13 protein-coding genes are annotated in these 16302 nt (G+C 68.4%); 7 read left to right on the top strand and 6 right to left on the bottom strand.

The window, feature by feature from the left end; genetic code table 11:
• On the top strand, window positions 1–1435 hold a 1435-nt coding region (locus ACFV4N_RS27880), incomplete at its 5' end, for a rhamnulokinase (RefSeq protein WP_499675568.1).
• Between the two features lie 83 nt (window positions 1436–1518).
• Here the strand turns inward: ACFV4N_RS27880 and ACFV4N_RS27875 are convergent.
• Window positions 1519–1797 (bottom strand): hypothetical protein, encoded by a 279-nt coding sequence (locus ACFV4N_RS27875; protein WP_499675567.1) that lies wholly within the window; start codon window positions 1795–1797, stop codon window positions 1519–1521.
• A gap of 504 nt (window positions 1798–2301) precedes the next feature.
• Here ACFV4N_RS27875 and ACFV4N_RS27870 point away from each other — a divergent pair.
• The 6 genes from ACFV4N_RS27870 (at window position 2302) to ACFV4N_RS27845 (ending at window position 9311) form a co-directional block, all read left to right on the top strand.
• Window positions 2302–2466, top strand: coding sequence for a hypothetical protein (locus ACFV4N_RS27870; RefSeq protein ID WP_499675566.1), 165 nt, complete (start codon window positions 2302–2304; stop codon window positions 2464–2466).
• Window positions 2463–3209 (top strand): (Fe-S)-binding protein, encoded by a 747-nt coding sequence (locus ACFV4N_RS27865; protein WP_499675565.1) that lies wholly within the window; start codon window positions 2463–2465, stop codon window positions 3207–3209. The genes ACFV4N_RS27870 and ACFV4N_RS27865 overlap by 4 nt, the downstream gene beginning before the upstream one ends.
• Window positions 3206–4669: a LutB/LldF family L-lactate oxidation iron-sulfur protein gene (locus ACFV4N_RS27860; RefSeq protein WP_499675564.1), complete on the top strand. Its 1464-nt coding sequence runs from the start codon at window positions 3206–3208 to the stop codon at window positions 4667–4669. Before ACFV4N_RS27865 ends, ACFV4N_RS27860 begins: the two co-directional genes overlap by 4 nt.
• Window positions 4666–5292 carry a LutC/YkgG family protein gene (locus ACFV4N_RS27855; protein WP_499675563.1) on the top strand — a complete coding sequence of 209 codons (627 nt, stop codon included), beginning with the start codon at window positions 4666–4668 and terminating at the stop codon, window positions 5290–5292. Before ACFV4N_RS27860 ends, ACFV4N_RS27855 begins: the two co-directional genes overlap by 4 nt.
• 768 nt (window positions 5293–6060) lie before the next feature.
• Window positions 6061–7368 carry a BNR repeat-containing protein gene (locus tag ACFV4N_RS27850; RefSeq protein ID WP_499675562.1) on the top strand — a complete coding sequence of 436 codons (1308 nt, stop codon included), beginning with the start codon at window positions 6061–6063 and terminating at the stop codon, window positions 7366–7368.
• Between the two features lie 626 nt (window positions 7369–7994).
• On the top strand, window positions 7995–9311 hold the full coding sequence (locus ACFV4N_RS27845; RefSeq protein WP_499675561.1) for an ABC transporter substrate-binding protein: 1317 nt from the start codon (window positions 7995–7997) through the stop codon (window positions 9309–9311).
• A 62-nt stretch (window positions 9312–9373) separates the two neighbouring features.
• On the opposite strand, the gene ACFV4N_RS27840 is transcribed toward ACFV4N_RS27845, so the two are convergent.
• The 5 genes from ACFV4N_RS27840 to ACFV4N_RS27820 form a co-directional block, all read right to left on the bottom strand.
• Window positions 9374–11137: a glycoside hydrolase family 35 protein gene (locus tag ACFV4N_RS27840; RefSeq protein ID WP_499675560.1), complete on the bottom strand. Its 1764-nt coding sequence runs from the start codon at window positions 11135–11137 to the stop codon at window positions 9374–9376.
• The gene (locus ACFV4N_RS27835) at window positions 11130–12677 is read right to left on the bottom strand and encodes an alpha-N-arabinofuranosidase (RefSeq protein WP_499675559.1); all 1548 of its coding nucleotides are present in this window, start codon (window positions 12675–12677) and stop codon (window positions 11130–11132) included. Before ACFV4N_RS27835 ends, ACFV4N_RS27840 begins: the two co-directional genes overlap by 8 nt.
• 77 nt (window positions 12678–12754) lie before the next feature.
• Entirely contained in the window at window positions 12755–14098 is a 1344-nt protein-coding gene (locus ACFV4N_RS27830; RefSeq protein WP_499675558.1) for an ABC transporter substrate-binding protein, read from the bottom strand.
• A 32-nt stretch (window positions 14099–14130) separates the two neighbouring features.
• Window positions 14131–14940, bottom strand: a complete 810-nt coding sequence (locus ACFV4N_RS27825; RefSeq protein WP_499675569.1) for a carbohydrate ABC transporter permease — start codon at window positions 14938–14940, stop codon at window positions 14131–14133.
• 62 nt (window positions 14941–15002) lie between these two features.
• A complete protein-coding gene (locus ACFV4N_RS27820; RefSeq protein ID WP_499675557.1) occupies window positions 15003–15932 on the bottom strand; it encodes a carbohydrate ABC transporter permease in 930 nt (309 codons plus the stop codon).
• Window positions 15933–16302 lie beyond the last annotated feature (370 nt).

Raw genomic sequence — 16302 nt, 5'->3', positions numbered from 1 at the left:
GTCCAGCGGACGCGTCATGGCCTTCGACATCGCGCCCGACCGGGTGAACTTCACCGAGGCGCACCGGTTCCCCAACGGCCCGGTGCGACTCGGCGATACGCTGCACTGGGACGTGCTCGCGCTCTACCGGGGCGTGCTCGACGGCCTGCGAGCCGCCGGGCCCCGGCTGGACGCGGTCGGCATCGACTCCTGGGCGGTCGACTACGGCCTGCTCGACGCCACCGGCGCGCTGCTCGGCAACCCCGTCCACTACCGCGACCGGCGCACCGACGGCGTGCCCGACGCCGTGCACGCTCACCTCCCCGCGACCGAGCTGTACCAGGTCACCGGGTTGCAGGTGCTGCCGTTCAACACCATCTACCAACTGGCGGCTGCCCGCGGCACGCCGCAACTGGGCGCGGCTCAGCGGTTGCTGCTCATCCCCGACCTGCTCACGCGCTGGCTCACCGGGGTGAACGCCAGCGAGGTCACCAACGCCTCCACCACCGGCCTGCTCGACGCGCGCACGCGCACGTGGTCGACGGAGCTGTTGGCACGCCTGGACATCCCCGAGGGCTTGTTCACTCCGCTGGTGGAGCCGGGCACCGAAGTCGGCACGCTGCACGACCACGTCCTGGCGCAGACCGGCCTGACCGGACCGGTACCGGTGGTGGCCGTCGGGTCGCACGACACCGCGTCGGCGGTCGTCGGCGTGCCCGCCGCGACGCGGAACTTCGCCTACGTGGCCACGGGGACGTGGTCGCTGGTCGGGGTCGAGCTGGACGCCCCGGTGCTCACCGAGGCCAGTCGTGCCGCGAACTTCTCCAACGAACTCGGCGTGGACGGCACCGTCCGCTACCTGCGCAACGTGATGGGCCTGTGGTTGTTGCAGGAGTGCCTGCGCGAGTGGGGCGACCCGGACCTGGCGGGTTTGCTCGACGCGGCCGCCGCCGTGCCGGGGTTGGCCGCCGTGGTCGACGCGGGCGACCCGGCCTTCATCCCGCCGGGCAACATGCCGGCCCGCATCAGGGAAGCCTGTGCGCGGACGGGGCAGCCACCGCCCTCGACACCCGCCGAGGTCGTCCGGTGCGTGCTGGACAGCCTGGCGCTGGCCCACCACCGGGCGATCCGCCAGGCAGCCGACCTGTCCGGACGGCAGGTCGACGTCGTGCACGTGGTGGGGGGTGGAGCACGCAACCGCCTGCTCTGCCAGCTCACCGCGGACGCCTGCGGCCTGCCGGTCGTGGCCGGACCTGTCGAGGCCGCCGCCTACGGCAACGCACTCGTCCAAGCCCGCGCGCTGGGCGTCGTCACCGGGGGCCTGCCGGAACTGCGAGACGTGGTGCGCTCCTCCGCCGAACTGGTCCGCTACGAGCCGAGCGGCGACTCCCGAGGGTGGCGCGCCGCGCAGGAGCGGCTGACCGCGGGACGGGCCGTCGGGGTGGGTATCCCGTAGTGGGATCCCCCCTTCCTCCGTCCCGGGCGATCCGACAACGTGATCGGTCCTGTCGCGAGATCGGGGGGTTCAGCGGCGCGGGGTCATCCCCTGAACCGGGAGATCCCGTCGGCGCGGTCGGTGGCGGCGGCCTTGAACGTCGCGCTGCCGCCGTCAGCCAGGCCGTTCTCCGGGTCGATCCCACCGTTCCCGATTCGCCTGATGGCAGGTTCGAACACATCGTCGTAGACCAGGCTGGAGTCGACGATCCCAGGCATGAGCGGCTCGGCGAATCGGGTGTCCTGGGCGAACTGCGCAACGATCGGGTTGGCGACCGGCGTGGTCCGGTCAACTCGGGTCGAAGGGCAGCCGGACTCCTCCACCCAGCGACGGTGAAGCCGAGGGTGACCCGCCGCGCAGCTCCGGGTGGCACAGGGGCGAGACCGAAGTCGACACCTGCGGCTCGGAACGCCGGTACGGCCCACGGACCGGTGATCGTCATGGCGGCCTTGCCCTCTTTGAACAGCTGCTCCGCCTCGGCGCCCGGGAGTCCGACCGGTGAGGTCCTGTTCTGCGTCACAAGAGCTGCTCGGGTGTTCCGTCGCGGTTGCGGTCCTTCGTCAGGGCGACGAGCGCGGCTTGCCATCGGTCCCACGTCGCGGGTGGTCGGTCCGGTGCCGTGCGTCCTGCGACGACATCACCGTGTCCTCTCGACAGCGGACCGACGGCATGAGACGCTAGCGACCCTTGGAACGTTTCACTAGGTTGATCCGGTACCAACTACCTGCTGGAAGCCTCGGCTACCGCTCTGCTGCGGTGTGGTCGTAGGGGATGCCTGCGAACGTTTCACCATCGAACCATGCTGATCGTGGAAGGAGGTCGGAGCCGTGTCCTTGCCGAGCACGAACGACGTGGCCACGAACCCGGAGGCAGCGTCGGGTGCGGTGTCCGACGTCCCCGACCGGCTCGAGCCCATGGCCGAGCACATCCGTCAACGCGCGTCGAAGATCGCCGAACCGGGATGCCGCAGCGGGCGCGGAGCCGCGGCGTGAAGATCGCACTGTTCGTGACCTGTCTGGCCGACACCCTGTACCCGCAGGTCGGACAGGCTGCCGTGGCCCTTCTCGAACGTCTGGGGCATTCCGTGGTCTTCCCCCGCGCGCAGACCTGCTGCGGACAGATGCACGTCAACACCGGCTACCAGCGTGAGGCCCTGCCACTGGTGCGGAACCACGTCGACACGTTCGAGCCCTATGACGTCGTGGTGGCGCCATCAGGTTCATGTGTCGGTTCCGTGCGCCATCAGCATGCGATGGTGTCCCGGACCGCGGGCGACGAGGTGCTCGCCTCCCGGGCGGAAGCCGTCGCCGCCCGCACTTACGAGCTGTCCGAGTTCATCGTGGACGTGCTGGGTGTCGACGATGTGGGCGCGTACTTCCCGCATCGGGTCACCTACCACCCGACTTGCCACTCGCTGCGCATGCTCGGCGTCGGTGACAAACCGCTGAGGCTGCTGCGCGCGGTGCGAGGGATGACCCTGGTGGAGTTGCCCGCAGCCGACCAGTGCTGTGGTTTCGGCGGCACGTTCGCGCTCAAGAACGCCGAGACCTCCACCGCGATGCTCGCCGACAAGATGCGCCACGTCCTGTCCACCGGAGCGGAGGCGGTGAGCGCCGGTGACTCCTCCTGCCTCATGCACATCGGCGGTGGGCTGTCCCGGCTTCGCGCCGGCACCCGGACGGTGCACCTGGCGGAGATCCTGGCGAGCACCTCGCCCGAGGGGGTCCGCGGATGAGCACCTTCCTCGGCATGCCCGCACCGCGCGGTGTCGGTCACCTGCGGGGCGAGCACTCCTTCCCCGAGGCCGCGGCGAGGGCACTGCACGACACCCAACTGCGACGCAACCTCGGCCACGCCACCAGCACCATCCGCGACAAGCGCGCGGCCGCGGTGTCCGAACTCGACGACTGGGAAGAACTGCGACGCACCGGGGAGGCCGTGAAGCGGGCCACGATGGTCCGCCTCGACGAACACCTGGAGCGGCTGGAACACGAGGTGACCAGCCGCGGCGGGAGGGTGCACTGGGCGCGCGACGCCAACGACGCGAATCGGATCGTCACCGACCTGGTGCGTGCCACCGGCGAGAGCGAGGTCGTCAAGGTCAAGTCGATGGTCACCCAGGAGATCGGGCTCAACGAGGCGTTGGCCGGCGCCGGGATCGCGGCGTACGAAACAGACCTGGCCGAGCTGATCGTGCAGCTCGGGGGCGACCTGCCATCGCACATCCTGGTTCCCGCCATCCACCGGAATCGGGCCGAGATCCGGGAGATCTTCCTGCGCGCCATGCCGGGTGCGGACCCCGACCTGACGTCGGATCCCCGAGAGTTGGCGATGGCGGCACGCGCCCACCTCCGGGAACGCTTCCTGCGGGCGAAGGTCGCGATCTCCGGCGCGAACTTCGGTGTGGCCGACACGGGCACCCTGGTGGTCGTGGAGAGCGAGGGCAACGGGCGGATGTGCCTCACCCTCCCGGACACGCTGATCACCATCATGGGCATCGAGAAAGTGGTCCCCACCTGGGCGGATCTGGAAGTGTTCCTACAACTGCTCCCGCGTTCGTCGACCGGGGAGCGGATGAACCCCTACACCTCGACCTGGACCGGCGTCACACCCGGCGACGGACCGCAGCAGTTCCACCTGGTGCTGCTGGACAACGGCCGCACCGCCACCCTCGCCGACGAGGTCGGGCGCGACGCGCTGCACTGCATCAAGTGCTCGGCCTGCCTCAACGTCTGCCCCGTCTACGAGCGCGCCGGCGGGCACGCCTACGGTTCGGTCTACCCGGGACCCATCGGTGCGGTGCTGACCCCACAGCTCACCGGCGTCGAGGACAACGCTACGTTGCCTTACGCCTCCAGTCTCTGCGGTGCTTGCTTCGACGTCTGCCCGGTGCGCATCGACATCCCCTCGCTCCTCGTCCGGTTGCGGGCAAAGCACGTCGACGCGAACCGCAGCGGCATTCCGGGCGCGGAGGCCGTGGCAATGGCCGCCGCGGCCTGGGTGATGTCCTCTCCGGGGAGGTTCGCCGCGGCCGGGCGCGCCTCCCGCGTCGGGCGGCTGCTCGGCCGGCGGACAGGACGGATATCCGTGCTTCCTCCACCGTTGTCGGCATGGACCGCGAGCCGTGACCTTCCACGGCCGCCGAAGGAGACCTTCCGGGAATGGTGGCAGCGCGAACGGGGAGGCGACTCATGAGCCCCAGGGAAGAAGTGCTTGCCCGGATCCGAGCCGCCAACCGAGCGGCCGGGGCACAGCTCCCGGACGTCCCCCGTGACTATCGGCGTGCGGGCACACACCCACCCGGCGCCTCGCCGTTGCTGGACTTGTTGCGAGATCGACTGCTCGACTACCGGGCCACGGTGGTCGTCACCGACGACAACGGCATCCCCGCTGCCGTCGCGGATGCCCTGCGCACCGCCGGCGGTCCGGTCGTCATCCCGCCGGGACTGCCGTCGACCTGGTGCCCGCACGGCGTGCCGGACACCGACGACGTACCGGCAGCCGCTCTGGGCGGCTTCGCCGCAGTGGTCACCGCCTGCGCGGCCGCTTGCGCCGACACCGGCACCATCGTCCTCGACGCGGCACCGGATCAAGGTCGCCGCGCGCTGACGCTCGTCCCCGACGTCCACATCTGCGTCGTCCGCGCGGACCAAGTGGTCCAGACGGTGCCCGAACTGCTCGCGCGCGTCGACTCGTTCCGGCCGTTGACCTTCATCTCCGGGCCTTCGGCCACCAGCGACATCGAACTGGAGCGAGTGGAAGGAGTGCACGGTCCTCGAACCGTCACGGTCGTCCTCGTGGCGGACGGTTCTCCCTGATCGGATTGTGACAGTTTGGGTCTTCCGCGCGGAAATACCTTGAAGCGATTCAATCATTAATGTCGTGGAAGGGTCGGTTTGCGTAGACAAGACACTGCGGGGCATGGACTCACGTCGATCCGCTGACGGCTCCACGCAGCCGGTCGACCGGAACCCGCCTGGAGTCGACCACTGTTCACGATCAAGGCCACTGTGTCGACCCTGAGGTCGCCGCCGCGGCCGTGGCGGGAGGGTCCACGCTTCCACGCGGAGCGTGATCCTGAAGTTCTTCCCGCAGGCCAGGGCAGCCCTCTCGGCCGGCTACCCCTTTCCTTGACGCGTCGTTCGCGCTGCGGATCACCCGCTGCCGGGCGCGAGGTCGCACGGCGAGTCGCCAATCCCGCACGATCCGTGCCGCCTGTGGCTGAGGGGCCACGTCGTCGGCGCCTTCTGTTGTGTGATGCGCGCCATGCCTGTTAGTATCCTATTGATACGTTTCAGTGTCGCGCGGTACTTGTCAATGGAGACGAGGAGCTTCACCAGGTTCGGTGAACCCGGTCGGTTCTCCCGAGCGCTGGTCGGCGATCACTTCGCCGGGTCAAGCGGGTTGCGGCGTTTGTGTGCGAATTTCCGTCCGTCCGCGATGTGGCCGATCAGGCGTGAAGCCCGTTCATGCCCGGAGGTGGTTGTATGTCAAGCAGGGCCAAACCGTTCATGGCGGCAGCACTGGTGGTGGGGCTGATGATGGTGCCGGAAACCGCGCAAGCGGCCGCACCCGCGGTGACTTTGGTGTCCGACACGGTACTGGACTCGTCAGCGTTGTTCTTCGTCTCCTACGACGGCGTGGTCAACAACAACTCGTTCCAGCAGGACGCGATCCTCACCTACGCCGGCTACCAGTACGCCACGTGGTACACGAGCAGCCGCAACGCCGTCGTGGCACGCAGGAAGCTCGGGGGGACGTGGGAGAAGGTCACGCTGCCGCACCGGTTGGCCGTGAACGATTCGCACAATGTGATCTCGCTGGGCATCTCACCGCAGGACGGCGCTCTGCACGTCGCGATGGACACTCACAACAACAAGATCTACTACGTGAAGTCGAACGCGGACGTGGCGACCAGGCCGTCCTCCACCGGGTGGACTTCATCGCTGTTCGGCGCGGAACAGCGGACATTGGGCGGGGTCGACCTGGGGAATATGACCTACCCGCAGTTCCTCGTCACGCCAGAGGGCAAGCTCCAGTTCAGCTACCGCACCGGTGGTTCCGGCAACGGGGTGAACGAGCTGGCCGAGTACGACGGGGGAGTGTGGCGGAAGCTCGGTGCGTGGTCATCGGCCACCGGCAACTACACCGGGCCCAACGGTGTGGTTTCCACGACCCGGAACATGTACCTGCACGGGTTGAACTACGACGCGAACGGACGGCTGCACGCGGCGTTCACCTGGCGTGAGGGCAACAGTCGCGTCCTGTGCGCGTCGGGTGGTCTGACCAACCACGACACCGGGTACGTCTACAGCGACGACCGCGGCCGCACCTGGCGCAACTCCTCGGGTGCGACCGTGGGCACCACCGGGGGCCAACGCGTGAGCGTCTCGTCGCCCGGGATCGTCATCGATCCGCTGGACCCCAACCACGGGCTCATGAACCAGGAGAGCATGAAGGCCGACTCGACCGGCACGCCGCACGTGGTGATCAGCTACGTGCCGGGCCGGTTCACGCAGTGCGTCTCGAGCTACGCGAAGGAGCGCGCGCAGTACGGCCGGACGTTCCACGTCGTGCGGAACTCCAGCGGTACGTGGACCAAGCGCGAGGTACCCGTGCCGCCGAACAGCTCGCAGCGCACGAAGCTCGTGTTCGACAGCGCGGACAACGCCTACCTGGTGATGCCGAAGGGCAAGATCGTGTCGGCGCGCAAGGCGAGCGGGTGGACTGACTGGACGACCGTGTTCGACCCGAGCTCACTGAAGGCGTTCGGTGAAGTCAATGTGGACACCTCCAGGGTCGCAGTCGACGGGGTCATGTCCGTGCAGTACCAGCAGACGTCGTCAGGCACCACGCCGTCGGCGATCCGGGTAGCCGACTTCCGACTCGGCTGACCTTGCCCGTCCGGCAACACCGCCGCTGCGGGCAGGCTGTTCCCCTGACCTGCCCGCAGCAGCCGCCCCACGCCTTGAGCAGACGACCCCGGTTCGGCGGGTGGCGGGAGGGCCCTACCTGTTCCGCGGTCGTGTCCGGTGCACGGCGTGTGAGAGGAAGCTGGAGGCCAGTCCGCGGGCGCGACGGTCACGTGGTTGCGCGCGCGTCGGCAACCCGTTGCTCGACCTGCTGCAAGAACGTGTTCGATTGTCGCTGTTCCAGTGGTGGGTCGGGTGAGCTGCCCTGACTTCCCTGGGATTCCCGTGGACAACGTTGACTTGCCTGGACACGGCGACCGACCCGGCGTTACGATCGGCACCTCATGTTTACGTAAACATCGGGTGTGCTCCACCAATCGTCGCCGCACACCATGACGATGGCGGGAGATCCCCGTCGCCGTCCGTCAGGTCGATCGCCCGCTTCTGCCCACGTCGACAGCCGGGTGTCCCGCGACCGGTTCCACCGGGGCCGCAGAGTTCTGCTCGCCGGTGACCCGGGCCTCGCATCGGTCGGCCGCAGTGCCACCGCAAACTCTTTTGTTGAAAGGTCCTCTGTGTCTTCCCACAGATGTGCGCGCCGTGCTGCCGTGGCGCTGACGCTCACCGCCGCAGTTGTCGTCAGCTGCGGTTCCTCCGACGAGCGGGCCGGGGCGCCCACCGGTGCGGAAGCGGTGCGGGCGGCGCTCGACGAGCCGACCACCCTCACGTTCTGGACGTGGGTGCCCAACATCGAGAAGGCCGTCGACAAGTTCGAGCTCGCTCACCCGAACATCGACATCGACGTGGTGAACGCCGGTCAGGGCGCGAGCCACTACCAGCGGCTCCAGCACGCGATCACCGCGAAGCTCGGCGCACCGGACCTGGCGCAGGTCGAGTACTCCGTGCTGCCGCAGTTCGCGATCGCCGGGCAGATCGTCGACCTCACCCCTTACGGAGTGGCGGACCTGAAGGACCGATTCACCGCATCGGCGTGGTCGCAGGTCATGGTCGAGGACAAGGTTTACGGCATACCGCAGGACACCGGCCCGATGGTGATGTTCTACCGCAAGGACGTCTTCGACCAGGTGGGTATCGCACCACCCAAGACGTGGGACGAGTACCGTCGGGCCGGTCGGCGGATCAAGCAGGCGTTGCCGGACACCTACATCTCCGCCCTCGACCCCGGTGACGCCGGGGCGGTCGAGAGCCTCATCTGGCAAGCCGGGGGCAAGCCGTTCAGGAACCGGCCGAACAAGTCGGCCTCGGTCAATCTCACCGACGACGAAGGCGTCGACGCGTTCACCGAGGTGTGGGGGGCGATGCTGGAGGAAGGAACGGTGCACCCCGTCGCGGAGTGGACCGACGAGTGGTGGCAATCCATGGCCGACGGCAAGTACGCGACCTGGATGGTCGGCGCCTGGGCACCCGCGAACTTCGAGAAGTTCATCCCCCAGTCCGCCGGCAAGTGGGCGGTGGCACCGATGCCGCAACGGGATCCGGCGCATCCGACGGCGGCGGAGCATGGCGGTTCCTCGGTCGCGGTCATCGAGCGGAGCGAGAAGAAGGCCGCGGCGGTCGCGTTCGCCCAGTGGCTGAACTCCGACCCGGAGGGCGCGGCGTCGCTCAACAGCGACGTGCTGCTGTTCCCTGCCACCAAGGTGTTGCTGGAAGACCCGGAGTTCCGCGACAAGCCGGTGCCGTTCTTCGGCGGCCAGCCGATCAACCAGGTCTTCGCGGAGGCATCGGGACAGGTGCCCACGGATTGGCAGTACCTGCCGTACCAGGCTCATGCCAACACCGTCTTCGACAACACCGTGGGCAAGGCCATCAGCGGCGACACCGACTTGCGGACCGGCTTGACCCGCTGGCAGGAGTCCATTGCCCGCTACGGCAGGGAGCAGGGTTTCACCGTCTCCACCCCGTGACACCCGCCCGCCGGGAACCGGCCGACTTCACCCCCCCGACGAGGTGAAGTCGGCCGGGGGCATCACTGCTCGACGTGCCCCAGCGAAGGTTCGGGCACGAACCGCGCCAGGGCCGCGGTCATCACGTCGGTCTCGAAGACCGTCACCTCGTTGCGGCCGCTCCGCAGCACGGGCCCGGGCACGTACAGCGTCCGTTGGGGGCCGCGCGACCAGTAGCGGCCGAGGCTGAACCCGTTGACCCACGCCACGCCCTTGCCCCAGCCCGCGGTGTCGAGGTGGAGGTCGGCGGGTTCGGCCAGGTCGAACTCCCCGCGGAGGAGGACCGGACCGCCGACGGGCCCGCCGAGCGTCGCGGCGTCGGTCGGGGTGCTGTCCCGCGAGGCGGGTGGGGTGTCCAGGTCGAGGGACAGCACGTCCCAGCCCAGGAGAGGTTCCCCGTTCAGGGTGACGCCACCGATGATGCCCTTGGGCTCGCCGATGCGGGGGCCGTAGTTGACCCGTCCCTGGTCTTCCACCAGCACCACGAGTTCTCCCTCGGCGCGGTGCAACCCGAGGGCGTTCTGGTGGTGTTCGCGCAGCAGGGTGCCGACGGGTTGGCCGTCGAGGAACACCGACGCGCGGTCGCGGACCTCGCCGAAGCTCAGGACGGCCGGCCCCGGGTGGGTGATGCGCGTGCGCAGCAGGGCCATGCGCGGGGTCGGGTCGAGTTCGTCGAAGGTCGGTGGTGCGCCGTGGTGGTTCCAGGTGCCCCACAGCTGCGGTGTGCCGAGCAGCGGAACGGGGCCGCCCAGCGGGACGGTGAGTGAGGGTGCGGGCTGCGCGGGGGGTGGGGGTTCGTCGGGTACGGGGTGGTAACGGGCGATGACTTCGCGGAAGGCGTGGTACTTGGCGGTGGGGTTGCCCGCTTCGTCCAAGGGTGCGTCGTAGTCGTAGGAGGTGGTGGTGGGTTGGTAGACGCCCTTGTCGTTGGCGCCGCTGCTGAATCCGAAGTTGGTGCCGCCGTGGAACATGTAGACGTTCACCGACGCGCCCGCGGCCAGCAGGGCGTCCAGCTCGTCCGCGGCGTCTTGGACGGATGTGGTGTGGTGGTGCGCGCCCCAGTGGTCGAACCAGCCGATCCAGAACTCCGAGCACATCAGCGGGCCGGTCTGCTGGTGGCGGCGCAACGTCGCCAGCCGTTCGGTGCTGCGCGAGCCGAACGAGGCGGTCATGTGCAACCCGTCCAGACTGCCTGCGGCCAGCATCTCGTCGGTGGGTTGGTCGACGGTGGTGAGCGGCACCGTGATCCCGGCGTCGCGGGTGTACTCCACCAGGCTCTTGAGGTACGTCTTGTCGTTGCCGTACGCGCCGTACTCGTTCTCGATCTGGACCAGGATCACGGGTCCGCCGTGCTGGACCTGCAGCGGTGCGACCACCTCGTAGACCTGTTCGAGGTACTCGCGAACGGCGGCGAGGTAGCGCGGTTCGGCACGGCGGACGCCCACGGACGGGTCGCGGAACAGCCACGTGGGCAGCCCGCCGTTGTCCCACTCCGCGCAGATGAACGGGCCCGGCCGCACGATGGCCTTCATCCCGGCCTCGGCGACCAGGCGCAGGAAGCGGTCGAGGTCCAGCCCGCCGGTGAGGTCGAACGTGCCCGGAGTGGGTGCGTGGGCGTTCCAGGGCACGTAGGTCTCGATGGTGTTCAGGCCCATGCGCCGGGCTTTGTCGATGCGGTCGGCCCAGTGGTCGGGGTGCACGCGGAAGTAGTGCAGCGCCCCGGACAGGATGCGGAACGGTTCGCCGTCGAGCAGGAAGTCGCGCTCGCCGATGGTGAGGTCAGGCACGGTTTCCTCCGGTTGTGCACAGCTCGACAGCGGACCAGGACAGGGGCGGCAGGGTCGCGGAAATGGTGGTTCCTCCGGGAGAGGGCACCGGACGTACCCCGGTCAGGGGGACGGGCTCGACCGGTTGGGAGTGTTGGGTGTTGGCGGCGTGACGTGTCATGCTCGCCGGGGTCGTGACGGTGAGGGCGTTCTCGACTTCCAGGTGGGCACCGCGCAGGGACAAGAGCACCTCGGCTTCGGTGGTGGTGGACCGGTTGGTCAGGAACACCGCCGCGCGGCCGGTGCGCTCGTCGAAGGTGATCGCGGCGTCGACGGGGTCGACCGGTCCGTGTCGGGAGGTGTGGATCGACGTTCCGGTCACGGTCGGTCGCAGGCTCACGCCACGAGCCGCGGCGGCGGTCAGCCGGAACGGGTGGAACGTCGTCTGCCGCCAGGCGGGGCCGCCGGGTTCGGTGCGGATCGGGGCGATGACGTTCACCAGCTGCGCGAGGTTCGCCATGGTGACGCGATCGGCGTTGCGCAGCAGGCAGTTCAGCAGCGACCCCACGACGACGGCATCGGTCACGGTGTAGGTGTCCTCGATGATCCGAGGGCGTGCCCGCGGTGCGGTGGACCTCAGGCGGGGTTGCTCGACCTCGTTCCAGTGCCTCTGGTCCCACACGTTCCACTCGTCGACCGCGATCCCGATCGTCTTGTCCAGGCCGAGGTCGGTCAGCGTCTCGTCGATGATCCGGGCGGTGGCCTCCAGGTACAGGTCGAGACCCGCGGCACTGGCCAGGTAGCTGTCGACATCGTTGTCGAACTCCTGGAAGTAGGCGTGCACGGAGATGTGGTCGACCAGGGCGGCGGTGTGGGTGAGCACGGTGCGCTCCCACTCGCCGAAGGTCGGCATGTTCGGGGCGGAGCTGCCCGCCACCACCAGTTCGACGGCGGGGTCGATCATCCGCATCAGCCGCGCGGTCTCGGCGGCCAGCCGACCGTACTCGGCCGCGGTCTTGTGCCCGACCTGCCAGGGGCCGTCCATCTCGTTGCCCAGGCACCACAGCCGGATGCCGAACGGGTCCGCCGCGCCGTTGGCACGGCGTTGGTCGCTGAGCGCGGTACCGCCGGGGTGGTTGCAGTACTCCAGGACGTCCGCGGCTTCCTGGATGCCCCTCGTACCCAGGTTCACCGCGTACATCGGCTCGACATCCGCGGCGTTCGCCCAGGCCATGAACTCGTGCAGGCCGAACTCGTTGGTCTCCAGGCTGTGCCAGGCCGGGTCGAACCTGACCGGTCTGCCCTCCACCGGGCCGACGCCGTCCTCCCAGCGGTAGGAGGAGACGAAGTTGCCGCCCGGGTAGCGGACCATCGTCGGGCCGAGCTCGCGGACGAGGTCGAGCACGTCGCCGCGCAGTCCGCGCGCGTCGGCGCGGGGGTGGCCCGGCTCGTGGATGCCGGTGTGCACCGCACGACCCATGTGCTCGACGAACGAGCCGAAGAGGCGACGGGACACGGGGCCGATGACGTCGCCGACGTCGGCGTCGATGGTGACGGTCATGCCGCTGGACGCTCCTGTTCCGTTCGTGGCGCGCCGAACGGCCGGTACCCGGCTGGGTACCGGCCGTCGGGCGTCTTTCAGCCGGTGGTGACGGTGAAGCCCTGCTGATTGCCGTAGTCGACGAGCGCCTTCTGCCAGTCGGTGAGCCCGGTGTTGAGGTCCGACGAGTTCAGGTATGCCTTGCCGACGGTGTCACCGAAGATGCTGTTGGCGTAGAGCTGGTAGGGCAGGTAGCTCCAGCCCTTCTCGACCTGGCCCGCGGCGTCGGTCAGCACCTGGTTGATCTTCTGCCCGCCGAAGTAGGCCGATTCCTTGTCCTTGAACTCGGCCGAGTCGAGGTCGGCGGTGGTGGCGGGGAAGCCGCCCTTCTCCAGGAACGTCTTCACGCTGGTGTCGCTGTTGTTGAGCCAGCGGACGAACCCCGCGGCCAGGGCCGGGTTCGCGCTCTGCTTGAGCACCGACTGGCCACCGCCGCCGTTCTCCGCGGTCACCGGCTTGCCGTCGTAGGTCGGCATGGGCGCCACGGCCCACTTGCCCGCGCCGTCCTTGACCGAGGACTCCAGCACGCCGGGCATCCACGCGCCGGTCACCAGCGTGGCGATCGTGCCGTCACCCAGTGCCTTGTACCACTCGTCGGACCAACCGGGGATGGAGGAGACCAGCTTCTGCTCGACCAGCTTGTTCCAGGTCGCGGTCCACTTCTTGGTGCCCGCGTCCTGCAGGTTGATCTTGACGTTCTTGCCGTCGGTGGTGAACGGCTTGCCGCCCGCCTGCCAGATCATGCTGGTGGCGAAGCCCGCGTCACCGGTGTCGGAAGCGATGTACTTGGTCGGGTCGGCGGCGTGCAGCTTCTCGGCCGCGGCCACGTACTCGTCCCAGGTCTTGGGCACCGCGATGCCGTGCTGGTCGAAGACCTGCTTGTTGTAGAACAGGGCCATGGGGCCGGAGTCCTGGGGCAGGCCGAACAGGCCACCGCCGACCTTCACCGAGTTCCAGGTGGAGGGCGTGTAGTCGGACTCCAGGTCGTTGAACCCGTACTGGCCGAGGTCGACCAGCGCGCCGGTCAGGGCGAACTGGGGGAGTGCCTGGTATTCGATCTGCGCGACGTCGGGTGCGCCGGAGCCGGCTTTGACGGCGTTCTGGAGCTTGGTGTAATGGTCGTTGTTGGTGCCCGCGTTGACGTAGTTGACCTTGACCTTCGGGTATTCCTTCTGGAACGCCTCGACCTGTGCCTTGGCCGAGGGGGTCCAGCTCCAGTAGGTGATCTCGCCGCCGTCGCGCAGGGCGGCGTCGACCGCGTCGGCCGTGCCGGTGGCGCCGCCCTGTGTGGTGCCACCGCCACCCGAGGAGCAGGCGGCGAGCGTGGTGGCGATGGCGGTGGCCAGGACTATGGCCAGCCTGCTGCGCCTGGTGGTTGACATGATGGAAGGTCCTTTCGCGGCGGTGGAGAGAACTACTGCTTGACGCTGCCCGCGGTCAGGCCGGACTGCCAGAAGCGCTGGAGCAGCAGGAAGGCGATGACGAGCGGGACGATGGTGACGACCGCGCCGGTGATCACCAGGTGGTAGATCGGCTGGGCGCCCACACCGGAGGCTTGGGCGCTCCACTGGTTCAGGCCCACGGTCAGCGGGTACCAGTCGGGCTCGCTGAGCATGATCAGCGGTAGGAAGTAGTTGTTCCAGGTGGACACCACGGCGAACAGCGCGACCGTGACGATGCCCGGTGCCAGCAGCCGCAGCGTGACGGTGAGGAAGATCCGGACTTCCCCCGCGCCGTCGATGCGGGCGGCCTCCAGGATTTCGTCCGGCACCGCTTCCACGGCGTAGGTCCAGATGAGGTACAGGCCGAACGGGCTGATCAGCGACGGGATGATCACCGACCACGGCGTGTTGGTCAGGCCCAGGTTGCTGAACATCAGGAACGTGGGCACCGCCAGGGCCGTGCCGGGGATCGCGATCGCGCCGAGGAGCACGGCGAACACGGCGCGGCGGCCGCGGAAGTCGTACTTGGCCAGGCCGTACCCGGCCGCGGTGGCCAGGACGGTCGCGCCGCCGGCGCCCACCACCACGTAGAGCAGGGTGTTCGCCAGCCAGCGCAGGAAGACGCCCCCGTCGTGGGTGAACGTCTCCGCGATGTTGTCGAACAGGGCGAACGTGGAGCCGAACTCGAGGCCGGAGGTGGACAGCAGGTCCTGCTGGGTCTTGGTCGAGCTGATCAGCAGCCAGGTCAGGGGCCCGAGGGTGTAGATCAAGTACACCGACATCACCGCGGTGAGCACCTTCGACCTGCGGGGCTTGAGGAACGATCCGGTCGCGGCCACTGCGCTCACGCACCCTTCCGGGCGCCGCGCAGCTGCACGACGTAGGCGATGATCGCGGTGATGACACCCATGACGATCGCCACCGTGGCCGAGTAGTCGTACTGCTGGCCCCCGAACGACAGGTTGTAGGCGTACATGTTGGGCGTGTAATAGGTGCTGATCACGTTGGGCGCCAGAGACCTCAGGATGTTGGGCTCGTTGAAGAGCTGGAAGCTGCCGATGATCGAGAAGATCGTGGCGATCAGGAGCGCGCCGCGGATGGCGGGCAGCTTGATGCTCAGGATCGTCCGGAACGCGCCCGCCCCGTCGATGGCCGCTGCCTCGTACAGGTCGCCCGGGATGACCTTGAGCGCCGAGTAGAGGATCAGCATGTTGTAGCCGACGAACTCCCAGGTCACGATGTTGCCGATCGAGGCGAGGATCCAGTCGCCCGACAACGGCTCGACCACCCGCCGCCCCAACCACTCGTTGAGGTCCGCCGCCAGGCCGAAGTTGTCGCCGTAGATGAAGCCCCACATCAACGCCGCCACGACACCCGGCACGGCGTACGGCAGGAAGATCACGATCCGGAAGAACCCGGCGGCGTGCAGCCGGGCGCTGTCGATCGCCACCGCCGCGACCAGCGCCAGCAGCAACATGATGGGCACCTGCACCACCAGGAACAGCAGCACCCGCAGGAACGACTCCCAGAACTTCGCGTCCGCCAGCACCGCCGCGTAGTTGTCCAGCCCGACGAACTCCGCGCCGCCGAAGAACACCTGCTCGCGGAACAGGCTGAGCCAGATCGCGTAGGCGATCGGCGCCAGGAAGACCAGGGCGAACACGACCATGAACGGCGCGACGAACAACCATCCGCGCCGGTCGATGCGGTGGCGACCGGCTGGGCGCGCCGGACGTGCCGGCGAAGCCTGGACCGGCACCGAGGTGGAGGTCATCGTCTCTCCTGAGAACCTGCGACGAGGGGGATGTTTACGCAAACATTGGCCGCAGACGCTAGCTTCTGAACCCCGGTGTGTCCAGTATCGACGGTCGTTTCGGGCGGGTAACAAGTCTGTAAAGGTGAGAGTTCAACCATTGGGGTGCGGCAGTGTTTGCGTAAACATAAGCAGATGTGAGACCTTCGAAGGGTCTCTGGGTCACCACTGCGCTGCCGCGTGATCAATCCGCGTGACGGCGCCTGCCGCGGCGTTGTCCGTCCGTTGTCGCTGATGGTGGTCGACCGACTTCGTGGTGGGGGGGCGCGTGGGCCCCCGGGCCCGCACCACCCCCTGAACGGAGCAAACCCCGACCCCCGCGCCCAGGTCG

It is taken from the genome of Actinosynnema sp. NPDC059797, from assembly GCF_042732085.1.
In the GTDB taxonomy this organism is placed as follows: Bacteria; Actinomycetota; Actinomycetes; order Mycobacteriales; family Pseudonocardiaceae; genus Actinosynnema.
Note: the sequence above shows the minus strand (reverse complement) of the source record. Positions and strands in the feature narration are given on the sequence as shown.

What these genes read in the sequence shown, in the direction of transcription:
- ACFV4N_RS27855 (WP_499675563.1), top strand. Translation starts at nt 4,666, where the DNA reads ATGAGCCCCAGGGAAGAAGTGCTTGCCCGGATCCGAGCCGCCAACCGA.
- ACFV4N_RS27860 (WP_499675564.1), top strand. Translation starts at nt 3,206, where the DNA reads ATGAGCACCTTCCTCGGCATGCCCGCACCGCGCGGTGTCGGTCACCTG.
- ACFV4N_RS27820 (WP_499675557.1), bottom strand. Translation starts at nt 15,932, where the DNA reads ATGACCTCCACCTCGGTGCCGGTCCAGGCTTCGCCGGCACGTCCGGCG.
- ACFV4N_RS27835 (WP_499675559.1), bottom strand. Translation starts at nt 12,677, where the DNA reads ATGACCGTCACCATCGACGCCGACGTCGGCGACGTCATCGGCCCCGTG.
- ACFV4N_RS27830 (WP_499675558.1), bottom strand. Translation starts at nt 14,098, where the DNA reads ATGTCAACCACCAGGCGCAGCAGGCTGGCCATAGTCCTGGCCACCGCC.
- ACFV4N_RS27825 (WP_499675569.1), bottom strand. Translation starts at nt 14,940, where the DNA reads ATGTCGGTGTACTTGATCTACACCCTCGGGCCCCTGACCTGGCTGCTG.